Here is a 25,243-nt window from a genome sequence, read left to right as displayed (position 1 = left end):
GCTAGTACGGGCAGGATGGACGATCTCCTCAACCCAAGGCCTTCTTCAACAGCTCGTTGACCACGCCCGGGTTCGCCTTGCCGCCCATTGCCTTCATCGTCTGGCCGACGAAGAAGCCGAACAGCGCCACCTTGCCGCCGCGATACTGTTCCAGCTGGTTTGGGTTCTTCGCCAGCACCTCGGCGATCACCGCCTCGATCGCGCCGGTATCGCTGGTCTGCTTCAGCCCGCGCTCCTCGACGATCTTGCCGGGCGCGTCGCCCGTCTCCAGCATCACCTCGAACACCTGCTTCGCGAGGCTGCCGGAGAGGGTGCCATCGGCCACCAGCGCCAGCAGCTCGGCTGCCTGGCCTGGCGTCACCGGCGATTCCGTGATATCCTTCCCGATGCGGTTAAGCGCACCGAACAGTTCACCCGTCACCCAGTTCGATGCCGCCACCGGCGCAGCGCCGGCCTCCAGCAGCGCGTCGAACCAGCGCGCGGTCTCCACCTCGGCGGTCAGCACCCCGGCATTGTACGGGGTGATGCCGGCAGCTTCGTAACGCTTGCGCTTGGCATCCGGCAGTTCCGGCAATGAGGCGCGGCATTCCTCCAGGAAGGCGTCGTCCAGTTCCAGCGGCAGCAGGTCGGGATCCGGGAAATAGCGATAGTCGTGCGCATCCTCCTTGGAACGCATCGATCGCGTCGTGCCCGTGTCCGGGTTGAACAGGCGCGTCTCCTGCACGATCCGCCCGCCGCTCTCCAGCACGTCGACCTGGCGGTTCGCCTCATGCTCGATCGCCGCCATCACGAAGCGCACCGAGTTGACGTTCTTCGTCTCGGTCCGTGTACCGAACTCCTCGCCCGGCCGCCGCACGCTGACATTCACGTCAGCGCGCATGGAGCCTTCCTCCATGTTGCCGTCGCAGCTGCCGACATAACGCAGGATCGCGCGAAGCTTGCGCAGATACGCGCCCGCTTCCGCCGGCGAGCGCATGTCCGGCCGGCTGACGATCTCCATCAGCGCCACGCCCGAGCGGTTCAGATCGACATAGGAGCGCGTCGGATGCTGATCGTGCATCAGCTTGCCGGCGTCCTGCTCGACATGGATTCGCTCCACGCCGATCGTCTTGACGGTATCGCCGTCCTCAATCTCGACCGCGCCTTCGCCAACCAGCGGGTGATAGAGCTGCGAGATCTGATAGCCCTGCGGCAGATCGGCGTAGAAGTAGTTCTTGCGGTCGAAGCGTGACCATTTGTTGATCTTCGCGTCGATCGCCATGCCGGTGCGCACCGCCTGGCGGATGCACTCGCGGTTCGGCACGGGCAGCATGCCGGGCATCGCAGCGTCGACCAGGCTCACCTGGGTGTTCGGCTCCGCGCCGAATGCGGTCGCGGCGCCGGAAAAGAGCTTCGCGTTCGACGTCACCTGGGCATGGACTTCGAGGCCGATCACGACCTCCCAATCGCCGGTGGCGCCCTTGATACGGAACGGTGCGGTTGCGTCAGCCATTGGCCTGATCCCCGAATTCAAACATCATTACCACCAGGCCTGCGGACGGGCGGTGAAGCCGGCGCGCTCCTCGATCGCCAGCGCCGCGTTCAGCACGCCTTGCTCGTCCAGCGCCCTGCCGATCACCTGCAGCCCCAGCGGCAGCCCGTTCTTGTCGAGGCCGCCCGGCACGCTCATCGCCGGCAGGCCGGCGAGGCTCGACGGCACGGTAAACACGTCGTTGAGGTACATTGCCAGCGGATCGGCGCTCTTCTCGCCCAGCGCGAACGCCGCCGACGGCGCCGTTGGCGTCAGCAGCACGTCGCAGCTCTCCCACGCGCGCTCGAAATCGCGTGCGATCAGCGTCCGCACCTTCGATGCCTGGGTGAAATAGGCGTCGTAGAAACCGGCCGACAGCACATAGGTGCCGATCAGGATGCGACGCTTCACTTCCTCGCCGAAGCCAGCAGCGCGCGTCGCGGCATACATCGCCTGGAGGTTGGCACCATCCGGCAGGTCGCGCTGGCCGTACCGCACGCCATCATAGCGCGCGAGGTTCGAAGACGCCTCCGCCGGTGCGATGATGTAATAGGCCGGCAGGGCATATTTGGTGTGCGGCAGCGACACTTCCACGACTTCGGCACCGGCATCCTTCACCCACTCGATGCCCCTCTGCCACAGGGCCTCGATCTCCTCGGGCATGTTGTCGACGCGATATTCCTTGGGAATGCCGACGCGCTTGCCCTTAAGGCTCGCATCAAGCTGCTGCTCCCACTGCGGTACGGGCAGGTCCAGCGAGGTTCCGTCCTTGGGATCAAAGCCGCTCATTGCCTCCAGCATGATCGCGCAGTCACGCACGTCACGCGCCATCGGCCCCGCCTGGTCGAGGCTGGACGCAAAAGCGACGACGCCCCAACGCGAGCAGCGGCCGTAGGTCGGCTTGATCCCCGAGATACCGGTGAATGCCGCCGGCTGGCGGATCGAACCGCCCGTGTCGGTGCCGGTCGCGCCCGGGCACAGCCGCGCGGCAACCGCCGCCGAACTGCCCCCCGAGGATCCGCCCGGCGCCAGCGCGGCATTGCCGCCGTCGTTGCGCCGCCACGGCGAGATGACGTTGCCGAACGCGCTGGTCTCATTCGACGAGCCCATCGCGAACTGGTCCATGTTGAGCTTGCCGAGCATCCCGGCGCCAGCGTCCCACAGGCGCTGCGACACGGTCGACTCATACTGCGGCGTAAAGCCTTCCAGGATGTGGCTCGCGGCCGTCGACGGGACACCCTTGGTGCAGAACAGGTCCTTCATCCCGATCGGGACGCCGGCCAGCGGCTTCAGCGCCTCGCCCGAGGCGCGCGCTGTATCGGCGGCGTCGGCTGCGGCAAGCGCATGCTCCGGCGTCTCGACGAGAAAGGCATTCAGCTCCTTCGCGGCGCTGACCGCGCGGGTGAAAGCCTCCGCCACTTCGCGCGCGGAGAAGCTCCCGTCGCGCACGCCGTCGCGGATCTGGCGAATGCCAAGGTCGGTAAGATCAGTCATGGTCGAAACTCGAACGAAGAGTGCAGGCGATCGCAGGCGCGATAGGGGCGAACCAAGCGGTCACTCGATCACCTTGGGCACAGTGAAGAAGCCGTGCTCGGCCTGCGGCGCGTTCGCGAGCACCGCGTCGCGGATCCCGCCGCCGGTCAACGGATCGGCGTTCACAACGTCGTCGCGCAGGCGCAGCTTGTTCGGGATCACTGCCGTCATCGGCTCGACCCCGCTGGTGTCGACTTCGCTCAGTTGCTCGATCCAACCCAGAATGTTGTTGAGTTCGGGCACGAGCCGCTCGGCATGGGCATCGTCGATCGCGATGCGCGCAAGGCTCGCGACCTTCTTCACGGTGGCGGTATCTACGGACATGTCGGCGCGCTACCATTGCTGCGCTGCGCAAGGCAATGGCGCACTGTTGCGCGCGAGGCCCGGCTGGGGCAGGCGCCGGGGCCATGGCCCGCAAGTTCCTTTACGTCATTGCCTTCCTCATCGCGCTCGTCCTCGCCGGCGCCGTCGTGTATCGAATCTGGGGCAACGATCTGATCCGCTGGACCTTCGTTCCCGACCGCCCATTCGAGCCGCAAAAGAAGGTCGCGGAGAATGCCTATGATAGGCCCGGCATGTGGCTCGCCCGCCCTGGCCGTGCAGGCAACCCCGCCCTCTGGGTACCGGAAGGATACAAGCCCCGTGCCGCGCCGGGGGGCGCGGCGGTCTTCTTCATCCACCCGACGTCCTATATCAGCGATGATCACTGGAACGCGCCGCTCGACAATCAGGAGGCCAATGATCGCGCGGCCCTCTTCCTGCGCGGCCAGGCTAGCGCCTTCAACCAAGCGGGCGAGATCTGGGCGCCGCGTTACCGCCAGGCGACCTTCGGCTCGTTCCTGACCGATGCGGCCGACGCGCAGCGCGCCCTGAACCTCGCTTATGGAGACATCCAGGCGGCCTTCGCGGCGTTCCTCCGTCAGATCGGCCCCGATCGGCCGATCATCCTAGCGGGCCATAGCCAGGGTGCGCTTCATCTATCGCACTTGTTGAAGGACAAGGTCTCCGGCACCCCGCTCGCCCGCCGCGTCATCGCCGCCTATGTCGTCGGGTGGCCCGTCAGCCGCAGCAACGATCTTGCCGCCATGGGCCTCCCTGAATGTACCCGCGCCGATCAGCGGGGCTGCATTCTTTCGTGGTCGACGTTCGGAGAGCCGGCCGATCCCTCACTGGTCATCGACACCTATGACAAGACAATCGGCTTCGATGGCAAGCCACGCCGCGGAAGCAAGCTCGTCTGTACGAACCCGCTGACCGGCACGGCGGATGCTGCAGCCCCTGCCAGCGCCAACGTCGGCACGCTGTTCCCGGCCCAAGACCTTGGCAGCGCCCGCATCGAGGCAGGCCGCGTCCCCGCGCGCTGCGCCGATCGCGGCTTCCTCTTGATCGGCGACGGGCCGGACGTGGGGCCTTACGTGCTCCCCGGCAACAACTACCACGTCTACGACTACAGCCTGTTCTGGGCGAACGTGCGCGCCGATGTCGCACGCCGGCTGGCCGCACGATGATCACCCTCGCCGCCGCCGACTTCCGCGAAGCTCTGCCGAGCGGCGGACGCCTGATCGGGCTCGATCTCGGCACCAAGACGATCGGCACCGCGCTGTGCGATGCGGGCTGGACCTTCGCCAGCCCTGCCCCGCTCATCAAGCGGCGCAAGTTCACGCAGGACAAGGCCGCGCTTGCCGATCTGATCGCGGCGCAACAGGTCGCCGGCATCGTCCTTGGCCTTCCGCTCAATCTCGACGGCAGCGAAAGCCCACGCAGCCAATCGACTCGCGCCTTTGCCCGCAACATCGCCGATCTCGGGCCGATCCTTCTGTGGGACGAGCGCTGGTCCACCGTCGCGGTGGAGCGCGTGATGATCGAGCAGGACATGAGTCGCGCAAAGCGGGCAGAGCGGATCGACAGCCTCGCTGCCGCCCACATCCTGCAGGCAGCGATCGATGCGCTGACGCAGGGCTGAGCAGATGGCGATGATCGGGCAGCTTCGCTTGCCTCGCCAGCCTTGCGGCTTTATCGCGCCCGCTCGATGCCAACATCGGACCACCGCCCCGCGTCGCTGATCTCCGGCGGCGCCGTTTTCCCGCACCGGCACCTCACCGGTATCGAGGGTCTGGAGCCGCACGAGATCACCTTCCTGCTTGATGAAGCGGAAGGCTGGATCACCGCCAATCGCGATCGCGCCGCCCCAGACAAGCGGCTCGCCGGTCTCACGCAGATCAACGCCTTTTTCGAAAATTCGACCCGCACGTTGCTCAGCTTCGAGATCGCCGGAAAGCGACTGGGTGCTGACGTCGTGAACATGCACGCGGCGCAGTCCAGCGTGAAGAAGGGCGAAACGCTGATCGACACGGCAATGACGCTCAATGCCATGCGTGCCGACGTCCTCGTCATCCGCCACATGTCGTCGGGCGCGGTTCGGCTCATCGCCGACAAGGTGGATTGCCCCGTCCTCAACGCCGGTGACGGTCGGCATGAGCATCCGACACAGGCGCTGCTGGACGCGCTGACGATCCGCCGGCGGCGGGGAACGATCCACAACCAGCGAGTCGTCATTTGCGGCGACGTGCTGCACAGCCGCGTGGCACGGTCGAACATCCTCGCCCTTACTGCCCTTGCGGCCGATGTGCGCGTCTGCGCCCCGACCACGCTGATGCCGGCCGCGATCGAGCGCATGGGCGTGACGCCGTTCACCGATTTCGACGCGGCGCTGGAGGGGGCGGACGTGGTGATGATGCTCCGGCTCCAGACCGAGCGCATGACCGGTGGTTACATTCCGTCGATGCGCGAGTATCGCCTGCGCTATGGTCTCACGCTGGAGCGGCTCGACCGCGCGAAGCCCGACGCCCTGGTCATGCACCCCGGGCCAATGAACCGCGGAGTCGAGATCGATTCGAACGTCGCAGACCATGATCGCTCCGCCATTACCGAGCAGGTCGAGATGGGCGTGGCGGTCCGCATGGCGTGTCTGGACGTGCTGACGCGAAGAGCGCGCGGCGTGGAGGGTTGGGCATGAGCGCGGCACTGCTTTTCAGGGACGCGCGCATCGTGTGCCCGCTGACTGGCGAACGTCGCGGGGACCTCTTCGTTGCCGACGGCCGGATCGTTGATCCCGCTGACGACGCGGCTGAAAAGGCCACCGTGATCGACTGCCGCGGCAAGCTGCTGATGCCGGCGATCGTCGATCTTGGGGTTGCAACCATCGATCGCGCCGCGTTTCGTGCGGGCGGGATCGTCCGCGTCGGGCTGATGCCGGATCAGTCGCCGGTGCTCGACGAGCCCGGCATCGTCCAGCGATCCGCGCTGATCGGCCGGCCGGATCTGTGGATCCACCCGATCGCGGCCGCCACACGCGGCCTCGCTGGCACCGACCTTGCCGAAATGGCGATCTGCGCCTCGGCGGGCGCACGCGCCGTGGGCACCGGTCGGCGCTGGATCGGGGATTCGGGCGTGATGGCACGGGTCCTCGCTTATGCGCATGATCTTGGTCTGACGGTCATCAGCCATGCCGAGGACGCCGGCATTGTCGGCGAAGCGGTCGCAACCGAAGGGGAGACCGCGACCCGCCTTGGCTTGCCGGCCGCTCCGGCGCTCGCCGAGCCGCTGGCGATCGCCCGCGATCTGATGCTCGCCGAAGCAGCCGACGCGCGCCTTCACGTGCGACAAGTCACCACCGCCGCCGGCTTCGATCTCATCCGTGCCGCCAAGCGGCGCGGCGTCCAAGTCACCTGCGGCATCACGCCGGCCCATCTGCTGCTGGCGGACAACGCGATGAGCGACTTTCGCACCTTCGCGCACCTGTCGCCGCCGCTGCGCTCCCAGGAGGATCGCGAAGCAGCGCTTGCGGCGCTCGCCGACGGCACGATCGACGTCCTCTGTTCCGGCCACGATCCGCGCGGCCCGGAGGAAAAGCGCCTGCCGTTCGCGGATGCCAGCGTCGGCGCGGCAGGTGCAGCCACGCTGCTGCCGCTCGCACTTGGGTTGGTGCGTAACGAACGCGTGACCATCGATCGCCTCGTCGCGCTTCTGTCGCGTAACCCGGCGAGCGTCCTTAGCCTCGACGTGGGCGCACTGACACCGGGTGCCGAGGCGGACCTCATGCTGGTCGATCCGGATGTGCCGTGGCAGATCGATGCTGACACGCTGCCCGGCCAAGCGGGCAACACACCGTTCGACGGCCTTCCCGTGCAGGGCCGTGTTCTCCGGCTCTTCAAAGGCGGCCGGGAACTTTCATAGCCACCTGGCACGAAAAAGGCGTCACCCACTGAGCTGGAGTGACGCCCTTCTCGTTCAACCAATGCAGCCCACGGGCTGCGCTTAGCGCGAAGCCACCTGCACCCCTGCCGGCTTCACCCACTGCGCAACCTGATCACCCGCACCGGTGCGAACGAAACACGCGCCGCCCTTGGCGCGATAACCGCGGCAAAGCGCGTCGGCGTCGGCCTTGGCAAAGCCGCCAACCGACAGGCGGTAGAACGACTTGAACGCCATGCCGGTTGGCGTCTGCTGCTCGAACGCCGGATAGCGGCGCTGTGCGCGGCCCCAGGCGTCCTTCGCCACGGCCGCATTGTCATACGCACCGAGCTGGACGAACCACTTGCCCTTGTTCGGCTGCGCAACCGGCTTCGGCTCAGCGGACGCCGTCGCCAGCTGCGTCTTGACCGTGCGGGGCGCCGCAAACGTCGCTGGCGTACGTGTCGGCAGCGCCTGCACCACCTCCCGCCGCTCGGCGAAGACGATCCTAGCCGCGCCTGACGATGGTGGGGCTTCCACGGCGGCCACTGCTTCCGGTGCTGCCACCGGCTCGCTTGTCGCCACCGGCGCCTCGACCGGCTCTGCTGCCGCCATCGCCGCTACCGGCACGGCTGCGTTCAGCGCCAGCGCCACGGGGCGGCCGGGATCCTTCACCGGCATGACTCCAAGCAGGGCGGCCACCTGGTCAGCCGCGCCAACCGGCTTGGCGAACGCCGCCCATTGCACCATCCGGGCATCCGCGTCCGTCGGCGCCAGATCGATGCCCACGACTTCGCGCGCTTCGACCCAGCGTCCCGCCAGCGCCAGTGCCAGCGCCAGGTTCTGCCGCGTCTTCGCATCGGCGTCGGGCGATCGCGCGGCAGCGGTGAGCAGTTCGACGCCGGTCGCCGGATCACCCGCCAGCGCCACCGCCAAGCCGCGGTCACCTGCAGGAACGACGCTCGCGTGCGCCTCCAGCGTCTGGCGCGCTTCGTCCCACTGCCCCTCCGCGATCATCGCCAAGGCCAGGTTAAGCGCCGCCTTGCCGTTACCGGGTGTCAGCTGAAGCAGATCGGCGTAGGCGGCGTGGGCCGAGGTGAAGCGGCCCGCCTTGAGATAAGCGCCCGCCAGCAGCGAACGATAGTCGGTATTCTGCGGCATCAGCGCCACTGCGGCTTCCGCGAACCCGATTGCCTTGTTCGCATCACCCTTTGCGAGCGCCTTGTTCGCCTTCTCGGCGTTCTTCGCCGCGGTCTTTGCTGCCGCCGAGGCATCACGGCTGCTCGCCGTCGCGATGCCGCCCTGCGAGCAAGCGACCATCGTTCCACCAAGCATCAGGGCCGAAAGGCTGAGACCGGCAATCGCGCGCATGTTCATGATCAATCCTCGAACGAACGAAGTGTCTGGCGGGACGCCGTCGGCACGATCGCCGCTGCGCCCGCGAGGTGGTCGGAAGATCCGGGAAGGAACGCGGCAGCATCCGCCCGACAGCCACGTTCGCCGGATCGGAGTTGCCCGATCCGCCTTGCCGCGCTGTTCGTAGCGAACCGCCCATCAACCTCGCCGAACTCCCGCCCTGTTCATGATCAGGCATGGCACAGGGTTAGATAAGGAATGGTAAAGCGGGCAATTTGAGACGGTCGAAGCAGTTAACGGGCTGATTACCGTACTGGCTCAAACCGCGCTTCTCGGGCATGAAGCCGATGCGGCTTCGTCAGGGATAACCTGCGGTTGATTGGGGTGGTGGGATGAACAAGGCGTATTGGGGATTGTTCGGCGGCATCGTTGCGATCGCGGCGCCCGCCGCGGCTGACGTGAAGCAGGGCGTGGATGCCTGGTCGCGCGGTGATTACAAGGCGGCGGTCGACATCTGGCGCCCGCTCGCTGTCGCGGGCGATGCCGATGCGCAGTTCAACCTGGGACAGGCGTACAAGCTTGGACGAGGCGTCCCCATCGACATGCCAATTGCGACCGAATGGTACCGGAAAGCCGCCATTCAGAACCACGCGCAGGCCATCGATAACTATGGTTTGATCCTTTTTCAGGAAGGGAAGAAGGCCGAAGCGCTCCCCTGGCTCGAAAAATCCGTCGCGCGCGGCGAGAAGCGCACGCAGCTCGTTCTCGGCACGATGCTGTTCAACGGGGATGGGGTCCCCAAGGATTGGGTCCGTGCCTACGCCTTGGTGACGCGTTCCTCGCAGCAGAGTCTGCCCCAAGCCTCGCAGACGCTGGCGCAGATGGATCAATATATCCCCGCCCCGCAGCGACAGCAGGGCCTCGCCCTTGCCCGCAAGTACGAGGCGGATGCCCGCTCGCTCGCCATGGCCGCGCCGCCCGCACCCCTCCCCGGCCGGACGGCACCGGTACCTGCAACCGCCCCGGCCACGACGCCCGCCCGCCAGGGCGCGGTTGCGGCCGCACCTTCTGCGAAGCCGACCCCGGCGCCCGCCATCGCACAGCGCCCCGCCGCAGCGACAAGGCCGGCAGCCACGTCTGCGCCCGGCACCTCAGGCGGCGCATGGCGCATCCAGCTCGGCGCCTTCCGGGACGAGAGCAATGCGCGCGGCCTATGGGCGAAGGTCGGCAGCCGCACGGGCGGCAGCCCCAGCTATGTGAAGGCAGGCGCCGTCACCCGCCTCCAGGCGACCGGCTTTTCCTCCAAGGCAGCGGCGCAGGCAGCGTGCACCAAGGCGGGCGTTGCCTGCGTCGTCGTGGCGCCGTGACCGGCGCCCGCTGATCAGAAAATGCCGCCGCCCAGCATCAGCCGCAGGGCGAAGATCACGATCAGCACGATGTTGAGATTGCGACCGCCGTTGGTGCTCGAAAGCGCGCCCACGGCGGCGCCGACGATCCCGATCGGGATCACCAGCCAGTTGAGCCAGCCCAGTAGCGGCATGAACGCGACAAGCCCCAGGGCCAGGGTAACAAGACCGATCAAAATCGAAACAAGGTTCAGCATTCTCTCCACATGACGCCACCCGACGTGTATTGCAAGAATGATACACCATTAGTGCCCGTACCGTTCTTTAACGCCTGCCGTGCCAAGCTGCCCTTCCGATAGGATCACGCGGGGATGACGATGAAACGCCTGATTGGCCATGGGGCGGCGCTGGCGCTGGCGCTGATTGCAGCCGGGTGCGGCAAAACGCCGACTGAAGAGGCCGCACTTGCCGACCTCGACAACACGCTGGCACAGGCGAACGCCGCCTCAAGTGCCGCCGATCCCGCGCTACAGAGCACGCTCAAGGACCAGATCATGGTCGATCCGGCGCTCGTCCAGCAGGCGAACGCCGATACGGTGCGTCCACCGGCGCAGCCGGTATCGGGTGCAGTCCCGCCAGATGGCATCGCTGACGCCGCAAGAAAGGAAGAGACCGACACCGTCCGCCCTGCCCCGCCCGCTTCGGGTGACTGCAAGCAGTGCGCCGCTGCCCGCCGCGCGCTGACCCTGGGGGCGCTCGCGTCAAGCCAGGGCGCCTCGCCACGCTGCGCCAACAACGTTGCCTACTCGAACGACTGGGCCAACCGCCTGCCCGCCGGCGTGCCGCTCTATCCAGACGCGCGTGTTACCGAGGCTGCCGGGGCAGACGGCGAGGGCTGCGCGCTGCGCGTCGTGAGCTTCACGTCGGCGGCACCGATGCAGCGGCTGCTCGACTGGTATTTCACCCGCACCACGGACGCAGGATATCGCGCCGGCCATCAGGCCGAGGGCAAGGAACATGTCCTTGCCGGCACGAAGCGCGGCGCAGCTTTCATGGTGATCATGAATCCCGGCAAGAATGGCGGTACGCAAGTGGACTTGATGGCCGACGGCAGCTGATCGTCCCTTCCGCCCCGCGGCCGTTCCCTCTAGGGAGACGCGGATGAATTCCTTGTTTCTCGTGATGGCCGGCGGCGCGGTCGGCGCCGGACTGCGCCATCTGGTCGGGCGCGCAGCGCTTGCTGCGCTTGGTCCGGCGTGGCCCTGGGGCACGCTGACGGTCAATATCGTCGGCGGGCTCGTCATGGGTGTCCTCGCCGGCTCGCTGTCACGCGTTAGCGATGGCGAGGCTTGGCGCCTGCTGCTCGGCGTTGGCGTACTCGGCGGCTTCACGACCTTCTCCGCCTTCTCGCTCGACGCGGTGCTGATGATCCAGCGCGGCGAGATCGCCGCCATGCTGGCCTACGTCATCCTCTCCGTATTTGGTGCGATTGGCGCATTGGCGCTTGGCCTGGGTCTGACGAGGGGCTTTGCATGAGCGACACCGTCCGCCAGTTCACCGTCGCGCCGGATGACGATGGCATCCGCGTTGATCGCTGGTGCAAGCGCCATCTGCCCGACACGAGCTTCACCACCGTCGCCAAATGGGCGCGCACGGGGCAGCTGCGGCTCGACGGCGCACGCGTCGGTCCAGGCGACCGGGTCGTCGCGGGTCAGACGTTGCGATTGCCGCCAGAGGAAGCGCCACGCGCCGATGCGCGGCCAAAGCGCGTGCGTCCCCCGCTCAGCGAGGATGAGGTGGCGTTCGCGCGTGAACTGGTCATCCACCAGGATCCCGCCGCCTTCGTGCTGAACAAGCCGCCGGGGCTCGCGACACAGGGCGGCACCAAGACAACGCAACACGTCGACGGGCTACTCGACGCGCTTCAGTTCGAGGCCGAAGGGCGGCCGAAGCTTGTCCACCGGCTCGACAAGGATACGTCAGGCGCGCTGCTGGTCGCCCGCACCAGCCGTGCCGCCGCCTTCTTTGCCAAGGCATTCTCCGGGCGATCCGCAAAGAAGGTCTATTGGGCGCTGGTCGTCGGCGTGCCCTCGATCGACGACGGCGTGGTCGATCTGCCGATCGCCAAGCAGCCGGGCACTGGCGGCGAGAAGATGCACGTCGACGAGGAGAATGGCGCTCCGTCGCGCAGCCGCTACCGCGTGATCGAACGCGCCGGCAACCGCGCGGCCTGGGTGGAGCTACAGCCCTTCACCGGGCGCACCCATCAGCTGCGCGTCCATATGGCGGCCATCGGACACCCGATTGTGGGTGATGGCAAATATGGCGGCCCCGCTGCATTCCTGACGGGCGGGATTAGCCGCAAGTTGCATCTCCACGCCCGGCGCATCCGCGTCGATCATCCCGACGGCGGCGCAATTGACGTGACGGCATCGCTGCCAACGCATTTCCGCGATAGCCTGGCTGGTCTGGGCTTCGAAGAGTCGCTGGGGGATCAGTTGCCCGACGACAGCCGCCCGGCGCCGACGCGGGAGGACCGCAAAGCGAAAGCCCGCGCCCACGCAAAGCAGGTCCGCAAGGCCCGGCGCGGCGAACGCCGCGGGCGCGGAGCCAAGGAATAAGTCATCACCCGCGGCGCGAGCCGCGGGGATCGACATCAATCAGCTATGAACGCCCGCTGGCCATGCCAGCCAGGCGTCAGATGGTCAGCGGCAGCAGTGGCATGCCCATCGAATCGCCGATTGCGTGGCACATCAGCACCACCGACGCCCCTGCCGTAATCCCGCAGAGCACATACCCGACATATTGCATCACCGGCGGGTTGGGACGACGGAGCTTTGCGTTGCGCGAGGCGCGCGAAAAAACAAAGCTCATCAGCAAACCGTAAACAAACACCGCCGCGCCGACCATCGCCGTCCCGTTCCTCATCACCGCTGGTTCGAGGCTGCCCCCCCGGGCCCGCTCTCGCTACATGTGGAATTAAACCATAATGTCCGTTTGTAACCAAGAGGTTGCCAGGCAGCTGGTCGGATTTCCGCGCCAGCTTGTCGCGGCTGGAAAGCCGCAGGCGGATCGGCCATAGCAGCGCCGATGACAACCGACCCCGCCCGATCACGCTGGCTCGTGCTGGTGCTCGTCCGCCTGGTGACGGCAATGGCTGCCGTCCTCGGCGTGCTGCTGCTCGCGCATGGCGAGGAGCTGGGACGCAAGTTGCTTGGCGGCGGGATCGTGATCGCGGCATTGTGGACGATGGCGATCGTGCCGCGCGCGCTCGCCCGCCGCTGGCGGAGCCCCCGGCCGTGAAGCGGTTCTGGAAGTCGGTAAGCGTCGATTCAGACAACGTGGTTCGGCTCGATGAACGGCCCGTCCGCACACCGGGACGGAGCCCGCTCGCCCTGCCAACCGATGCGCTCGCCCAGGCCATCGCCTCGGAATGGGACGCAGTCGAAGAGACGATCGATCCGCGCGCGATGCCGCTCACCGGCCTTGCCAACGCGGCCATCGATCGTGTGGCGCCTGATCCCGCCGCCTTCGCTGCCGGCCTTGCCGCTTATGCGGAAAGTGACTTGCTCTACTACCGCGCCGACTCGCCTGCGGAACTGATCGCGCGGGAAGCAGCAGCATGGAATCCGCTGCTCGATTGGGCGCGCGATCGCTACGATGTTCATTTCGAGTTGGTGAGCGGCGTCATGCATCGTCCGCAGCCCGCCGCGACCATCGCGCGCCTTTCGGAAGCTGTGGCGAGCCGCCCGCCCTTCCGGCTGGTCGCGCTTCAGCCCCTCGTCACGATCAGCGGCACCTTGGTCGGCACGCTTGCGCTCGCTGAGGGCGCAATCGATGTCGAGGCACTCTGGAACGCCGCCCTGGTGGACGAGATGTGGCAGGTCGACCAATGGGGCGAAGATGTGCTCGCCGCGGAAGCGCGCGATGCACGGCATCGTGACTTTGCCGCCGCGGCGCGATTTCTCGCATTGGTATCCTGATTCCGCGCTGCGCTCGAGCGGGCGCGCGGATCAGCCGCTCTTCAGCAGGCTGCGAATAAATCCAATGATCCCCGTCTGCCGCGATCGCTTGAGCCGTTCCGCGGCCAGGATCGTGCGGACATGCTCGAAACATTGTTCGAGATCGTCGTTCACCAGCACATAGTCATAGCCGTCCCAGTGGCTGACCTCGTTGGCGGCGCGCGCCATCCGCGCATCGATCACGTCCTGGCTATCCGTCGCGCGCTTCTCCAGTCGATCGCGCAGGATCGCCATGGACGGCGGCAGGATGAACACGCGCACCACGTCTCCGCCGGCCAGTTGATGAAGCTGCTGCGCGCCCTGCCAGTCGATGTCGAACAGGATGTCCTGCCCCTCGCTTAGCGTATGGAACACATCCGCCTTCGGCGTGCCGTAGCGATTGTCGAACACGTGCGCCCACTCCAGGAACTCGTGGTCCGACACCATCTCTCGAAACTTCTCAAGCGAGACGAAGTGATAATCCTTTCCGTCCACCTCCCCGGGCCGCGGCGCGCGGGTCGTATAGGATACCGACATCGACAGTTCTGGCTCCGCCGCCAGCAGCTTGCGGGCGATGGTGGATTTTCCAGCGCCCGACGGGGAGGAAAGCACGAAGAGTACCCCACGGCGACGCATGCCATGGGGATCGGACTGGTTGGAGGCGGCCATGCGCGCTAGTGCCGCGGCGATGGGGCTAGCGTCAAGGCAGGTCGCGGCAGCTGCCGTGACGATCATCGGGTTGGCAACCCTGACCCTCTATGTGATGGGGCGATCGCCGATTTGCCCGTGCGGCACGATCAGGCTGTGGCACGGCCTGGTTCAATCGGACGAGAACAGCCAGCAGATCGCCGACTGGTATTCACTCAGCCACATCGTCCACGGCCTGATCTTCTACTCGCTCGGCTGGCTGCTGCTCCGTCGCCAGCCCATCGGCACGCGCTTCCTGCTGGCCCTGATCATCGAAGCTGGCTGGGAAGTGCTGGAAAACTCGCCCCTCATCATCGACCGGTACCGCGCGGTGACGATGACCTTCGGCTACTCCGGCGATAGTATCCTGAATTCGGTCAGCGACATGGCGATGATGGCGCTCGGCTTCTGGCTGGCGGCGTGGCTACCCCGCTGGGGCGGGGTCGCGCTGGCCATCCTGCTCGAACTCATTGCGCTGGCTGCGATCCGGGACAATCTGACGCTCAACTTGCTGATGCTGATCGCCCCGAGCGACGCCGTCAGGGCTTGGCAGCAGACCGGCCAGCCGTGACCCGGGAAGCCTTGCGGCGATCGTACATCTTCTTGGCGACATAACCGCCGCCCAGCAGCAGCCCGAAGGGGCCGGTGCGAGTGACGGCACGCGCAGCCAGCGCTCCCATTGCCGCGCCCTTCAGCCCGCCACGGCCGTCCCGCCGATCGAGTTCACTGCCCACAAGCGCGCCGATGATGGTGCGAATCATATAGCTCCCTTCCCTCGTTCCGACGTTCAACAATGATGCCGGTGCTCAGGTTCCAAGCATCGCTTCGGGGCGCACCACCCGGTCGAAGGTCTCCTCGTCGACAAGCTCCAGCGCCAACCCCGCTTCGCGCAGCGTCAGCCCCTCGGCATGAGCATGCTTGGCGATCCTGGCCGCCTGATCATAGCCGATCTCCGGCGCCAGCGCGGTCACCAGCATCAGCGATCGATCCAGCAATTCGGCGATCCGCCGCTCGTCCGCCTCGAGACCCTCGATGCAGCGCTCCGCAAAGCTCTCCATCCCGACGGCCAGCAGATCGATCGATCGAAGCACTGCGGCACCAATCATCGGCTTGAACACGTTGAGCTCGAGATGCCCCTGCATACCGCCTACGGTGATGGCAGCGTGATTGCCGATCACCTGCGCCGCTACCATCGTCAGCATCTCGACCTGCGTCGGGTTCACCTTGCCCGGCATGATCGAACTGCCCGGTTCGTTCGCGGGCAGGACAAGCTCGCCGATGCCGCAACGCGGCCCTGATCCCAGAAGCCTGATATCGTTCGCTATCTTCGTCAGTGCCACGGCCAGCGTGTTGAGCCGTCCCGAGAAGTCCACCAGCGTATCGTTGCTTGCGAGTGCCTCGAATTTGTTCGGCGCTGTCTCGAACGCAAATCCGGTGAGTTCAGACAGTTCCACCGCAACGTCCCTGTCGAAGCCCGGTGGCGCATTCAGTCCGGTTCCTACAGCCGTGCCGCCTTGCGCCAACTGTGAAAGGCCCTGTTCGATCGCCGGAATCAGGCGCGTGCGGGCCAGCCGCAACTGCCTGTGGTAGCCGGAGAATTCATCCCCCAGCGTCAGCGGCGTCGCGTCCTGCAGGTGGGTGCGGCCGATCTTCACGATCCGCTGCCACGCCTCCGCCTTCTCGAGAAGCGCACGTTCCAGCCGCTCCAGCGCCGGGAGCAACCGCTGAGTCGCGCCCAATGCCGCGGCAACGTGGAGCGCGGTAGGAAACGAATCGTTGGAGGATTGCCCCCGATTGACGTCGTCGTTGGGGTGGACCGGGCTTTTGCCGCCACGCGTGCCGGTCAGGATCTCGTTGGCACGGCCAGCGATCACCTCATTGACGTTCATGTTGCTCTGCGTGCCGCTGCCCGTCTGCCAGATGACGAGCGGGAACTGGTCGTCGAGCTTGCCCGCGACGATTTCCGCGGCTGCCTCCTCGATCGCCTTCGCCTTCTCAGGCTCCAGGCCATGGCGGCGGTTCACTCGGGCGGCGGCCTGCTTCACCAGCGCCAGCGCATGGACGATGGCGATCGGCATCCGCTCGGTCGAGGGAAACGGGAAATTCTCGATCGAGCGCTGCGTCTGCGCGCCCCAATAGGCATCGGCCGGCACCTCGATGGGGCCAAGCGAATCGGTTTCGGTGCGTGTGGTCATGATCTCGTCGTTCCCGCGGAAGCCTGATCCTCAAGCTCCCGGCGGGCACTTCGGTTGCACGATGGCACCCGCATCCGACGAGCCAGGTTATTTCTTGCGCTTGAAGTCCACCGCGACGACGTTCGAGCCGTCCTCGGCCGGCACCGGAGGGCCATCGTTCTCGGCCGGATCATGCGGGCCTGGGCCGTCGCCAGGGCCTTCCTGGGCCTGGAAGCGCAGCTCGAAATTGACCGACGGATCGTGGAAGCCCGTGATCGCGGAATAGGGGATGACGAGCTTCGAGGGCACCTGATTGAAGCTCAGGCCGACGGAGAAGCGTGTATCGTCCACCGTCAGATCCCAGTACCGGTTCTGCAGGACGATCGTCATCTCGTCCGGGAAGCGCTCGATCAGCCGCTTCGGGATGTCCACGCCAGCGGCCTGAGTCTTGAAGGTGATGTAGAAATGATGGTCGCCGGGCAGCCCGCCGCCCTCGGCGACCGAGCCGAGCACGCGACCGACGACGGCGCGAAGCGCCTCCTGCACGATCTCGTCGTACGGAATCAGGCTATCGGGAGAATGATCGTCCATTGCCGCCATGGGTAACGGACCACCGCGTACGGTCAAGATTGCATGACGTGGCTGCTCCGCTATGTGCGCGCCCATGCGCACCGCCACGATCCGTCGCGACACCAACGAGACCCGAATCGCGGTCACCGTCAACCTTGACGGTACCGGCATCTACCGGATTTCGACCGGAGTCGGCTTCTTCGATCACATGTTGGAGCAGCTTTCGCGGCACTCGCTGATCGATCTCGACGTCGAAACGAAGGGCGATCTGCACATCGATCAGCACCATACGGTGGAAGATACCGGCATCGCGATCGGCGAAGCCGTTGCCAAGGCGCTTGGCGACAAGCGCGGTATCCGCCGCTACGGCGACGCGCTGTCACCGATGGACGAGACGCTGACCCGCGTCGCGCTCGATATCTCCGGCCGCCCGTGGCTCGTCTGGAAGACGGAGTTCAGCCAGAAGAAGCTCGGCGAGATGGACACCGAACTCTTCAAACACTGGTTTCATAGCTTCGCACAAGCTGCTGGAATCACGCTGCATGTTGAGACACTGCACGGCGAGAACAATCATCACATCGCCGAGAGCGCGTTCAAGGGCCTGGCCCGCGCTCTGCGCAAGGCGATCGAGATCGATCCGCGAAAAGCGGACGCCATCCCCTCCACCAAGGGCGTGTTGTGACACTGGCGCTGGTCGACATCCAGTCGGGCAACCTCCACTCGGTCGAGAATGCGCTCCGGGCTGCGGGAGCGGATAACGTCACGATCACCGCCGATCCCGAGGCGATCCTGCGTGCCGACCGCATCGTTCTGCCCGGCGTTGGCGCGTTCGGCGCGTGCGCGGCGAACCTTCGTGCGATCGACGGCCTGGAAGCGGCGCTGCGGGAGCGCGTGCTTGAGGAGGGCACGCCATTCCTCGGCGTTTGCGTCGGCATGCAACTCCTCGCAGATCGTGGCGAGGAACTGGGACAACATGCTGGACTTGGGTGGATTTCAGGTGCGGTGCGCCGGCTCGATCCGGCCGGTACTGACGCCAAGGTTCCACACATGGGCTGGAACGACGTGATGCCGGTCAGCGACCATCCACTGATCGCGCCGGGCGAGGCCTATTTCCTGCACAGCTATGCCTTCGAGGGCGATGACGTGATCGCCCGCACGGATCACGCGGGGCCGGTCACCGCGGCGATCGGTCGCGACAATATCGTCGGCGTGCAATTCCATCCCGAGAAGAGCCAGCGCTACGGCCTGGCACTGCTCGCCCGTTTTCTGGAGTGGCGGCCGTGAGCCTTATCGTCTTCCCTGCGATCGACCTTAAGGCAGGCCAGGTCGTGCGGCTCGCCGAGGGGGATATGGACCGCGCGACCGTCTATGGGGACGATCCGGCGGCGCAGGCGATGCTGTTCGCCGAGGCCGGTGCCGGGCATCTTCACGTCGTTGATCTGGACGGGGCGTTTGCTGGCGAGAGCCGCAATGGCGACGCGGTACGCTCGATTGTGGCGTGCTTTCCCGGTCATGTTCAGCTCGGCGGTGGCATCCGAACGGCACAAAGTGTGGAAAGATGGTTCGATCTTGGTGTCGCACGGGTGGTGATTGGTACCGCTGCGCTCGAGAATCCGCAGTTCGTTCGCGACATGGCCGCCGCTTTCCCGGGCGGGATCGTGGTTGCGGTGGACGCGCGTGACGGGATGGTTGCGACCAAGGGCTGGGCCGACGTGTCGACCACCAGCGCGGTCGACCTGGCGCGGCAGTTCGAGGATGCTGGCGTTGCGGCGCTGCTGTTCACCGATGTCGGGCGCGACGGGCTGCTGAAGGGCTGCAACGTCGAGGCAACGGTGGATCTGGCGCGGTCGGTGTCGATCCCGGTGATCGCTAGCGGCGGCGTCAAGGGGATCGGCGACATCCATGTGCTTGCCCTGCATACGCGCGACGGCGTCGAAGGGGTGATCACCGGCCGGGCATTGTACGACGGGCGGCTCGACCTTGCCGCAGCGCTGAGCGTGGCGGCGGCGGCATGACGGTCCGCGCGCGCGTGATCCCCTGCCTCGACGTCGCCAATGGGCGCGTCGTGAAGGGGGTGAACTTCGTCGACCTGGTCGACGCAGGTGACCCGGTGGAGCAGGCGCGCGCCTATGATGCGGCGGGCGCGGACGAATTGTGCTTCCTCGACATCACCGCGAGCCACGAAGGACGGGACACGATCCTGGACGTGGTGCGACGCACCGCGGCGGTGTGCTTCATGCCGCTGACCGTCGGCGGCGGCGTGCGCACGGCGGATGACGCGCGCGCGCTTCTGCTGGCAGGGGCGGACAAGGTGGCGGTCAATTCCGCTGCCGTATCCCGGCCGGAAGTGGTGGCCGACATCGCGGAGCGATTCGGCAGCCAGTGCTGCGTTGCCAGTGTCGATGCGCGGCGCAGCGGAGATGGCTGGGAAGTGTTCACCCATGGCGGGCGGCGCGCCACCGGCATCGACGCGGTGGAGCATGCGCTGCGCCTGGCAGAGCTGGGCGCGGGCGAGATCCTGCTGACGTCGATGGATCGCGACGGCACCCGCGACGGCTATGACCTCGACCTGATCCGCGCCGTGTCGGACCGGACGAGCGTTCCCGTCGTGGCATCAGGCGGCGTCGGCAACCTCGATCACCTCGTCGCGGGGGTGACGCAGGGCCACGCATCCGCCGTGCTCGCCGCCTCGATCTTCCATTTCGGCGAAGCGACCATCGCCGACGCGCACGCCGCGCTGGCTGCTGCCGGCGTTCTCGTCCGCTCGCGTTGACGGCTCGATAACCGTGGCGGCCTATGGATCACGCACCATGTGGCTGATCGCGATCCTGTTCCTTGCCGCGCCGGCGGTGGCCGACGGCGGGCGTTCTGCTGTCTCCACGCCGCGCACCGGACCGGAACTGTCCGACGTCGCCCTGTTCGCGGTCGCGGCCGTTGCAGTGTGGTTGGCGCGACGTGCGCTGCGCAAGCGCGCGCGCAAAGGTTGACCTGACCGCCGCCGCGCGGCACCGGCTGATGCATGGCCGAAGACATGCTGGACCGCCTCGAAGCCACGATCCGCGCGCGCAAGGATGCGCCCGCGGTCCGCTCCTATACCGCGAGCCTGTTCTTCCGCGGGCGGCACAAGATCGCCCAGAAGCTGGGCGAGGAAGCGGTGGAAACGGTGATCGCCGCCTGTTCGGGAGACGACAGCGCGATCGTGCCCGAGGCGGCCGACCTGATCTTCCACCTTCTCGTGCTGCTGGCGGATGCCGGACTGAGTCTCAACGACGTGCGCCAGGAACTGGCGCGGCGCGAAGGCCAGTCGGGCCATGACGAGAAGGCCGGCCGCCCCCTCTCCTTCCGACCTGAGTGAGGCCGATCATGCCCGTCGACGCGACTCGCCCCTATGACGACCAGAACATCTTCGCCCGCATCCTGCGCGGCGAGATCCCGGCGAAGAAGGTATATGAGGACGATCACGCGCTGGCGTTCCATGACATCGCGCCATGGGCGCCGACCCACCTGCTGGTGATCCCCAAGGGACCGTACGTAAGCTGGGACGATTTCTCCGCCCGGGCGAGTGATGCCGAGATCGCCGGCTTCGTTCGCGCCGTCGGACTCGTCGCGCGTGAGGCCGGGCTGGTCGAGCCGGGCTACCGCCTGCTCGCCAACGCCGGGCCGCACAGCCACCAGGAAGTGCCGCACCTCCACGTCCATATCCTGGCGGGCCGCCCGCTGGGCCCGATGCTGGCGCAGAACGACAGCGCCAAGTGAATGAATCTTCGGCCGATCCCCCCGCTCGCGCGGTGAGGGATTGCGCGAGGCTCATCTCCCGCTAATTCTGGCCCCTTCACGAAAGCGCGGCCGGCAGAGGGCCGCACCTCCTGGGGGAAGGGCCGCATGATCTTTGGCCGAGTAAAGCCACTCGACGCCATCTTGGCAACTGCCGAGAAGAAGTCGCTTCATCGTACACTGGGCTGGTTCCAGCTAACCTTATTCGGCATCGGCTGCGTCATCGGAACAGGCATATTCGTGCTGACATCCGCCGGCGCCCAGAAGGCGGGACCGGGCCTGATGCTGGCCTTCGCCATCGCCGGCCTGATCTGCATCGTGGCGGCACTTTGCTACGCCGAGATTGCAGCGATGATCCCGGTCGCGGGATCGGCCTACACCTACAGCTACGCCACCATGGGGGAGGTGATCGGCTGGACGGTCGGATGGGCCCTCATCCTTGAATATGCGGTAGCGGCGAGCGCGGTATCGGTCGGCTGGTCAGGTTATTTCACCGGCACCATCCTCAACGAATTCCTCGGCATACACTTACCTCCCTGGTTATCCGGTGCACCGCTGGCACTGGGCGGTGTCGAAGGCGGCTTCATCAACCTTCCGGCCGTTTTCATCGCGCTTCTGATCACCTGGCTGCTGATGATCGGCACCACCGAAAGCGCCCGCGTCAATGCCGTTCTGGTCGCCATCAAGGTGACCGCGCTGACCGCCTTCATCGCCCTGACGCTGCCGTCGGACGCCTTTGACACCGACCGTTTCAACCCGTTCCTGCCGGCCGGCGTCTTCGGCGGCTTTGGCACCGGCGTCGGCGCGGTAGGCGCAGCAGCGACGATCTTCTTTGCTTATGTGGGCTTTGACGCGGTCTCGACCGCGGCCGAGGAGACCAAGAACCCGCAGCGCAACGTGCCGATCGGCCTCGTCGCCTCGCTGCTGTTCTGCACCGTCTTCTACATCCTGGTGGCTGCGGGCGCGATCGGCACCGTGGGCGGCCAGCCGATCATGGGGCCGAACGGCGTTCCCTTCCCGGCCGGTTCGGAAGAACTGGCGCGCCAGTGCGCGACCTATGCCGCCGATCAGCTGCCGCTGGTCTGCTCGAACGAAGCGCTGGCACACGTCCTTCGCCAGATCGGCTGGTCGGGCGTCGGCAACATGCTTGGCATTGCGGCATTCCTCGCGCTGCCTTCGGTGATCCTGATCCTGATGTTCGGCCAGACGCGCATCTTCTTCGTGATGAGCCGTGACGGCCTGCTGCCGGACAAGCTCTCCACCGTACACCCGAAGTGGAAGACGCCGTACATCGTGACTGCCATCACCGGCGGCGCGGTGGCCTTCGCGGCAGCGTTCCTGCCGGTCGGCAAGCTGGCTGATATCGCCAACGCCGGGACGCTCTACGCCTTCATGATGGTGGCGATCGCGGTGATGATCCTGCGCCGCCGCGAGCCGAACCGGAAGCGTGATTTCCGCACGCCGGCGCTGTGGCTGATCGGGCCGATGACCATTGCGGGCTGCATCTTCCTGTTCTTCAACCTGCCGCTGGATGCGATGCTGGTGCTGCCGATCTGGGGCATCATCGGCCTGGTGATCTATTATGCCTATGGCTATCGCGCGTCGCACCTCGGCCGCGGACTCGTCGAAGTTCATGAGGACGAGGCGGTGACCGAACTCGATCCGCCGGTGCCCGGCGTTCGCTGAGGCGAGGTTCAGGCGAGTTCAGGAAGGCCCGGGAGCGATGCTCCCGGGCCTTCTTGCAGGTGCTTGGCGGGAACCGGCGGCTCGCCTAACGAAAGCGCATGCCAGCCCTGCCCACCACCGCCGAAGCTGCCGCCGCTGAGCTCGAGCGGCTCGCCGCCGAGATCGCGCACCACGACCGGCTTTATCATACCGACGACGCACCGGAGATTTCGGACGCGGATTATGACGCGCTGGTCCGGCGCAACAATGAAATCGAGGCGGTCTTCCCGGATCTGGTTCGGGCGGACTCCCCGTCGCGGCAGGTGGGCGCGGCGCCGGCGGGGCATCTGGCGAAGGTCGCCCATGCCAGGCCGATGACCAGCCTCGACAATGCCTTCTCCGATGAGGAGGTGGAGGATTTCGTCGGCCGCGTGCGGCGTTTCCTGCGCCTTGCGGATGATGAAGCGGTGGCGCTGACCGCGGAGCCGAAGATCGACGGCCTGTCCTGCTCGCTGCGCTATGAGGGGCGTCGCCTGGTGCAGGCGCTGACGCGGGGCGATGGCACCACCGGCGAGGATGTGACCGCCAACGTGCGTACGATTGCGGATATTCCGGCAAGCCTTCCGGGCGGTGCGCCCGACGTGTTCGAGGTGCGCGGCGAGGTCTATATGGCGAAGGCCGACTTTGCCGCGCTGAATGCCCGGCTTGCTGCCGAGGCCGCGGAGACGGGGAAGGAAGCGCGGCAGTTCGCCAACCCGCGAAATGCCGCCGCAGGATCGCTGCGGCAGAAGGACGCGTCTGTCACTGCCAGCCGCCCGCTGCGCTTCCTGGCGCACGGCTGGGGCGAAGCGAGTGCCCTCCCCGGCTCGACCCAGTCAGATGTGATCGCGGCCATCAGGGAATGGCACTTCCCCGTCGCTGACGGCTTTACCCGTGTTGATACGGCGGCGGATGCGCTGGCGGTCTATCGGTCGATCGAGGCGGAGCGGGCCGACCTGCCGTTCGACATCGATGGCGTGGTGTACAAGGTCGACCGGCTCGACTGGCAGGAGCGCCTGGGTTTCGTGGCGCGGGCGCCGCGCTGGGCGATCGCGCACAAGTTCCCGGCCGAGCGGGCGCAGACGACGCTCAACCAGATCGACATCCAGGTGGGACGCACCGGAAAGCTGACGCCGGTGGCGAAGCTGGAGCCAGTGACGGTCGGCGGCGTGGTGGTACGCAATGCGACGCTGCACAACGCCGACGAGATCGGCCGGCTCGGCGTGCGGCCCGGAGACCGCGTGGTGCTGCAGCGGGCCGGCGACGTCATTCCGCAGATCGTCGAAAATCTGACCCGCGATACGCCGCGGCCTGAATGGCAATTCCCCACGCACTGCCCCGAATGCGGATCGGAAGCGGTACGCGAGCCGGGCGAAGTCGACTGGCGCTGCTCGGGCGGGCTGGTCTGCCCGGCACAGCAGGTGGAGCGGCTGCGCCACTTCGCCTCGCGCCATGCGCTCGACATCGAGGGGCTGGGCATCACCAACATCGAGAATTTCTTTGCCGACAAGCTGATCGCACGGCCGGCAGACATTTTCCGGCTGACCGAGGCAGACCTGCTGGCGCGCGAACGCTGGGCGGAGGTTTCGGCGCGCAACCTGATCGCGGCGATCGACGCCAAGCGCTCGCCGCCACTCGACCGCTTCCTGTTCGCACTGGGCATCCGGCACATCGGTGAAGTGACCGCCCGCGATCTGGCGCGGCGCTGGACGAGCTGGGCGGCATTCCGCGCGATGGTGCAGAGCGGGATCGAGAAGCGCGACGGCATGCTCCAGGCAATCGGCGAGAGCGACGACAAGCTGCTCGCCCGCACGGCCAAAGAACTGGCGGCGATCGTCGATACCAAGCAGGTGGGCCCCGAAGTCGCCCTCGCACTGATCGATTTCTTCGCCGAAGAGCGGAACGACGAGGCGGTCAATGACCTGCTGACCGAGATCGTGCCCGCCGACGTTGTTCACGAGACGCGCGCGTCCGAAGTCTCCGGGAAGACCGTCGTTTTCACCGGGACGCTGGAGACGATGAGCCGGGACGAGGCCAAGGCACAGGCCGAGTCGCTGGGCGCGCGGGTGGCAGGGTCCGTCTCCGCCAAGACTGACCTTGTAGTGGCGGGGCCGGGCGCCGGATCGAAGGCGAAAAAAGCCGCGGACCTTGGGATACGGGTGATCGACGAGGCCGGCTGGCAGGCGATCGTGGCAGCATCGGCCTGAACCCGGACGCACCTGTCGCCTTTTTGCAACGCAGCAAAAACGAATCCGGTTCCATCACGAATCGCCTAGTCGGTGTCACGGAAGCGAAATATTGCACGGGCAGGGGCGCGACGGACGGTCAAGGTACCGTGCGGTCAGAGCACACGAG

Annotated in this window: 30 protein-coding genes; 20 read left to right on the top strand and 10 right to left on the bottom strand. The window is 66.5% G+C overall.

All coding sequences use genetic code 11. The features are described from left to right. Positions 1-28: 28 nt before the first annotated feature. From gatB to gatC, 3 genes are read right to left on the bottom strand one after another with little or no spacing between them, the layout of a single operon-like run. Positions 29-1,492 carry an Asp-tRNA(Asn)/Glu-tRNA(Gln) amidotransferase subunit GatB gene (gatB, locus tag ACH0CP_RS11015; RefSeq protein ID WP_406888717.1) on the bottom strand — a complete coding sequence of 488 codons (1,464 nt, stop codon included), beginning with the start codon at positions 1,490-1,492 and terminating at the stop codon, positions 29-31. A 27-nt stretch (positions 1,493-1,519) separates the two neighbouring features. Continuing rightward, the gene (gene gatA / locus ACH0CP_RS11010; RefSeq protein ID WP_406888719.1) at positions 1,520-3,004 is read right to left on the bottom strand and encodes an Asp-tRNA(Asn)/Glu-tRNA(Gln) amidotransferase subunit GatA; all 1,485 of its coding nucleotides are present in this window, start codon (positions 3,002-3,004) and stop codon (positions 1,520-1,522) included. 60 nt (positions 3,005-3,064) lie between these two features. After that, positions 3,065-3,367 (bottom strand): Asp-tRNA(Asn)/Glu-tRNA(Gln) amidotransferase subunit GatC, encoded by a 303-nt coding sequence (gatC, locus tag ACH0CP_RS11005; RefSeq protein ID WP_406888722.1) that lies wholly within the window; start codon positions 3,365-3,367, stop codon positions 3,065-3,067. Between the two features lie 83 nt (positions 3,368-3,450). Between gatC and ACH0CP_RS11000 the strand changes: the two genes are divergently transcribed. The 4 genes from ACH0CP_RS11000 (at position 3,451) to ACH0CP_RS10985 (ending at position 7,279) form a co-directional block, all read left to right on the top strand. Next, positions 3,451-4,551 (top strand): DUF3089 domain-containing protein, encoded by a 1,101-nt coding sequence (locus ACH0CP_RS11000; protein WP_406888725.1) that lies wholly within the window; start codon positions 3,451-3,453, stop codon positions 4,549-4,551. Further along, positions 4,548-5,006 (top strand): Holliday junction resolvase RuvX, encoded by a 459-nt coding sequence (gene ruvX, locus ACH0CP_RS10995; RefSeq protein ID WP_406888726.1) that lies wholly within the window; start codon positions 4,548-4,550, stop codon positions 5,004-5,006. Before ACH0CP_RS11000 ends, ruvX begins: the two co-directional genes overlap by 4 nt. A gap of 66 nt (positions 5,007-5,072) precedes the next feature. Continuing rightward, the gene (locus ACH0CP_RS10990) at positions 5,073-6,059 is read left to right on the top strand and encodes an aspartate carbamoyltransferase catalytic subunit (protein WP_406888729.1); all 987 of its coding nucleotides are present in this window, start codon (positions 5,073-5,075) and stop codon (positions 6,057-6,059) included. Next, entirely contained in the window at positions 6,056-7,279 is a 1,224-nt protein-coding gene (locus ACH0CP_RS10985; protein WP_406888731.1) for a dihydroorotase, read from the top strand. The genes ACH0CP_RS10990 and ACH0CP_RS10985 overlap by 4 nt, the downstream gene beginning before the upstream one ends. 81 nt (positions 7,280-7,360) lie before the next feature. Here ACH0CP_RS10985 and ACH0CP_RS10980 read toward each other — a convergent pair whose 3' ends face one another. After that, positions 7,361-8,653, bottom strand: coding sequence for a tetratricopeptide repeat protein (locus ACH0CP_RS10980; protein ID WP_406888733.1), 1,293 nt, complete (start codon positions 8,651-8,653; stop codon positions 7,361-7,363). A gap of 371 nt (positions 8,654-9,024) precedes the next feature. On the opposite strand from ACH0CP_RS10980, the gene ACH0CP_RS10975 reads away from it, so the two are divergent. Next, a complete protein-coding gene (locus tag ACH0CP_RS10975; protein ID WP_406888735.1) occupies positions 9,025-9,999 on the top strand; it encodes an SPOR domain-containing protein in 975 nt (324 codons plus the stop codon). A gap of 14 nt (positions 10,000-10,013) precedes the next feature. On the opposite strand, the gene ACH0CP_RS10970 is transcribed toward ACH0CP_RS10975, so the two are convergent. After that, positions 10,014-10,235, bottom strand: coding sequence for a hypothetical protein (locus ACH0CP_RS10970; protein WP_406888738.1), 222 nt, complete (start codon positions 10,233-10,235; stop codon positions 10,014-10,016). A gap of 114 nt (positions 10,236-10,349) precedes the next feature. Between ACH0CP_RS10970 and ACH0CP_RS10965 the strand changes: the two genes are divergently transcribed. The 3 genes from ACH0CP_RS10965 to ACH0CP_RS10955 are packed head-to-tail and all read left to right on the top strand — an operon-like array spanning position 10,350 to position 12,599. Then, entirely contained in the window at positions 10,350-11,096 is a 747-nt protein-coding gene (locus ACH0CP_RS10965) for a hypothetical protein (RefSeq protein WP_406888740.1), read from the top strand. A gap of 43 nt (positions 11,097-11,139) precedes the next feature. Further along, a complete protein-coding gene (gene crcB, locus ACH0CP_RS10960) occupies positions 11,140-11,514 on the top strand; it encodes a fluoride efflux transporter CrcB (RefSeq protein ID WP_406888741.1) in 375 nt (124 codons plus the stop codon). Beyond that, positions 11,511-12,599, top strand: coding sequence for an RluA family pseudouridine synthase (locus ACH0CP_RS10955; RefSeq protein WP_406888744.1), 1,089 nt, complete (start codon positions 11,511-11,513; stop codon positions 12,597-12,599). The genes crcB and ACH0CP_RS10955 overlap by 4 nt, the downstream gene beginning before the upstream one ends. A 76-nt stretch (positions 12,600-12,675) precedes the next feature. Here ACH0CP_RS10955 and ACH0CP_RS10950 read toward each other — a convergent pair whose 3' ends face one another. Next, positions 12,676-12,888: a hypothetical protein gene (locus ACH0CP_RS10950; protein WP_406888747.1), complete on the bottom strand. Its 213-nt coding sequence runs from the start codon at positions 12,886-12,888 to the stop codon at positions 12,676-12,678. A 180-nt stretch (positions 12,889-13,068) separates the two neighbouring features. On the opposite strand from ACH0CP_RS10950, the gene ACH0CP_RS10945 reads away from it, so the two are divergent. Together ACH0CP_RS10945 and ACH0CP_RS10940 are read left to right on the top strand one after the other, a co-directional pair. Beyond that, the gene (locus ACH0CP_RS10945) at positions 13,069-13,281 is read left to right on the top strand and encodes a hypothetical protein (RefSeq protein ID WP_406888749.1); all 213 of its coding nucleotides are present in this window, start codon (positions 13,069-13,071) and stop codon (positions 13,279-13,281) included. Then, entirely contained in the window at positions 13,278-13,961 is a 684-nt protein-coding gene (locus tag ACH0CP_RS10940; protein WP_406888751.1) for an ATP12 family chaperone protein, read from the top strand. The genes ACH0CP_RS10945 and ACH0CP_RS10940 overlap by 4 nt, the downstream gene beginning before the upstream one ends. Before the next feature lie 30 nt (positions 13,962-13,991). Here ACH0CP_RS10940 and gmk read toward each other — a convergent pair whose 3' ends face one another. Next, a complete protein-coding gene (gene gmk / locus ACH0CP_RS10935; protein WP_294441668.1) occupies positions 13,992-14,648 on the bottom strand; it encodes a guanylate kinase in 657 nt (218 codons plus the stop codon). On the opposite strand from gmk, the gene ACH0CP_RS10930 reads away from it, so the two are divergent. After that, on the top strand, positions 14,647-15,237 hold the full coding sequence (locus ACH0CP_RS10930; RefSeq protein ID WP_406888753.1) for a DUF2585 family protein: 591 nt from the start codon (positions 14,647-14,649) through the stop codon (positions 15,235-15,237). The genes gmk and ACH0CP_RS10930 overlap by 2 nt on opposite strands. Here ACH0CP_RS10930 and ACH0CP_RS10925 read toward each other — a convergent pair. From ACH0CP_RS10925 to ACH0CP_RS10915, 3 genes are all read right to left on the bottom strand, one after another. After that, positions 15,206-15,427, bottom strand: coding sequence for a hypothetical protein (locus ACH0CP_RS10925; protein WP_294441669.1), 222 nt, complete (start codon positions 15,425-15,427; stop codon positions 15,206-15,208). The two genes, ACH0CP_RS10930 and ACH0CP_RS10925, sit on opposite strands and share 32 nt — an antisense overlap. A 45-nt stretch (positions 15,428-15,472) precedes the next feature. Beyond that, complete coding sequence (fumC, locus tag ACH0CP_RS10920) at positions 15,473-16,864, bottom strand: class II fumarate hydratase (protein WP_406888904.1); 1,392 nt, start codon at positions 16,862-16,864, stop codon at positions 15,473-15,475. Positions 16,865-16,948: 84 nt separating this feature from the next. Beyond that, positions 16,949-17,431, bottom strand: a complete 483-nt coding sequence (locus ACH0CP_RS10915; RefSeq protein ID WP_294441670.1) for an SspB family protein — start codon at positions 17,429-17,431, stop codon at positions 16,949-16,951. A 73-nt stretch (positions 17,432-17,504) separates the two neighbouring features. Between ACH0CP_RS10915 and hisB the strand changes: the two genes are divergently transcribed. The 9 genes from hisB (at position 17,505) to ligA (ending at position 25,095) form a co-directional block, all read left to right on the top strand. Next, complete coding sequence (hisB, locus tag ACH0CP_RS10910; RefSeq protein ID WP_406888754.1) at positions 17,505-18,092, top strand: imidazoleglycerol-phosphate dehydratase HisB; 588 nt, start codon at positions 17,505-17,507, stop codon at positions 18,090-18,092. Next, positions 18,089-18,694 carry an imidazole glycerol phosphate synthase subunit HisH gene (hisH, locus tag ACH0CP_RS10905; RefSeq protein ID WP_406888756.1) on the top strand — a complete coding sequence of 202 codons (606 nt, stop codon included), beginning with the start codon at positions 18,089-18,091 and terminating at the stop codon, positions 18,692-18,694. Before hisB ends, hisH begins: the two co-directional genes overlap by 4 nt. Next, on the top strand, positions 18,691-19,425 hold the full coding sequence (gene hisA, locus ACH0CP_RS10900; RefSeq protein ID WP_406888758.1) for a 1-(5-phosphoribosyl)-5-[(5-phosphoribosylamino)methylideneamino]imidazole-4-carboxamide isomerase: 735 nt from the start codon (positions 18,691-18,693) through the stop codon (positions 19,423-19,425). Before hisH ends, hisA begins: the two co-directional genes overlap by 4 nt. After that, entirely contained in the window at positions 19,422-20,183 is a 762-nt protein-coding gene (gene hisF / locus ACH0CP_RS10895) for an imidazole glycerol phosphate synthase subunit HisF (RefSeq protein WP_406888761.1), read from the top strand. Before hisA ends, hisF begins: the two co-directional genes overlap by 4 nt. A 37-nt stretch (positions 20,184-20,220) precedes the next feature. Continuing rightward, a complete protein-coding gene (locus ACH0CP_RS10890) occupies positions 20,221-20,397 on the top strand; it encodes a hypothetical protein (protein WP_294441675.1) in 177 nt (58 codons plus the stop codon). 32 nt (positions 20,398-20,429) lie between these two features. Further along, a complete protein-coding gene (locus ACH0CP_RS10885) occupies positions 20,430-20,765 on the top strand; it encodes a phosphoribosyl-ATP diphosphatase (protein WP_294441676.1) in 336 nt (111 codons plus the stop codon). An 8-nt stretch (positions 20,766-20,773) separates the two neighbouring features. Continuing rightward, positions 20,774-21,166, top strand: a complete 393-nt coding sequence (locus tag ACH0CP_RS10880; RefSeq protein ID WP_406888763.1) for a histidine triad nucleotide-binding protein — start codon at positions 20,774-20,776, stop codon at positions 21,164-21,166. Positions 21,167-21,292: 126 nt separating this feature from the next. Then, complete coding sequence (locus ACH0CP_RS10875) at positions 21,293-22,870, top strand: amino acid permease (protein ID WP_294441678.1); 1,578 nt, start codon at positions 21,293-21,295, stop codon at positions 22,868-22,870. A gap of 98 nt (positions 22,871-22,968) precedes the next feature. Further along, positions 22,969-25,095 (top strand): NAD-dependent DNA ligase LigA, encoded by a 2,127-nt coding sequence (gene ligA / locus ACH0CP_RS10870; RefSeq protein WP_406888764.1) that lies wholly within the window; start codon positions 22,969-22,971, stop codon positions 25,093-25,095. Positions 25,096-25,243 lie beyond the last annotated feature (148 nt).

The sequence above is a fragment of the Sphingomonas sp. 179-I 2A4 NHS genome (assembly GCF_045369135.1).
Lineage (GTDB): Bacteria > Pseudomonadota > Alphaproteobacteria > Sphingomonadales > Sphingomonadaceae > Sphingomonas.
Note: the sequence above shows the minus strand (reverse complement) of the source record. Positions and strands in the feature narration are given on the sequence as shown.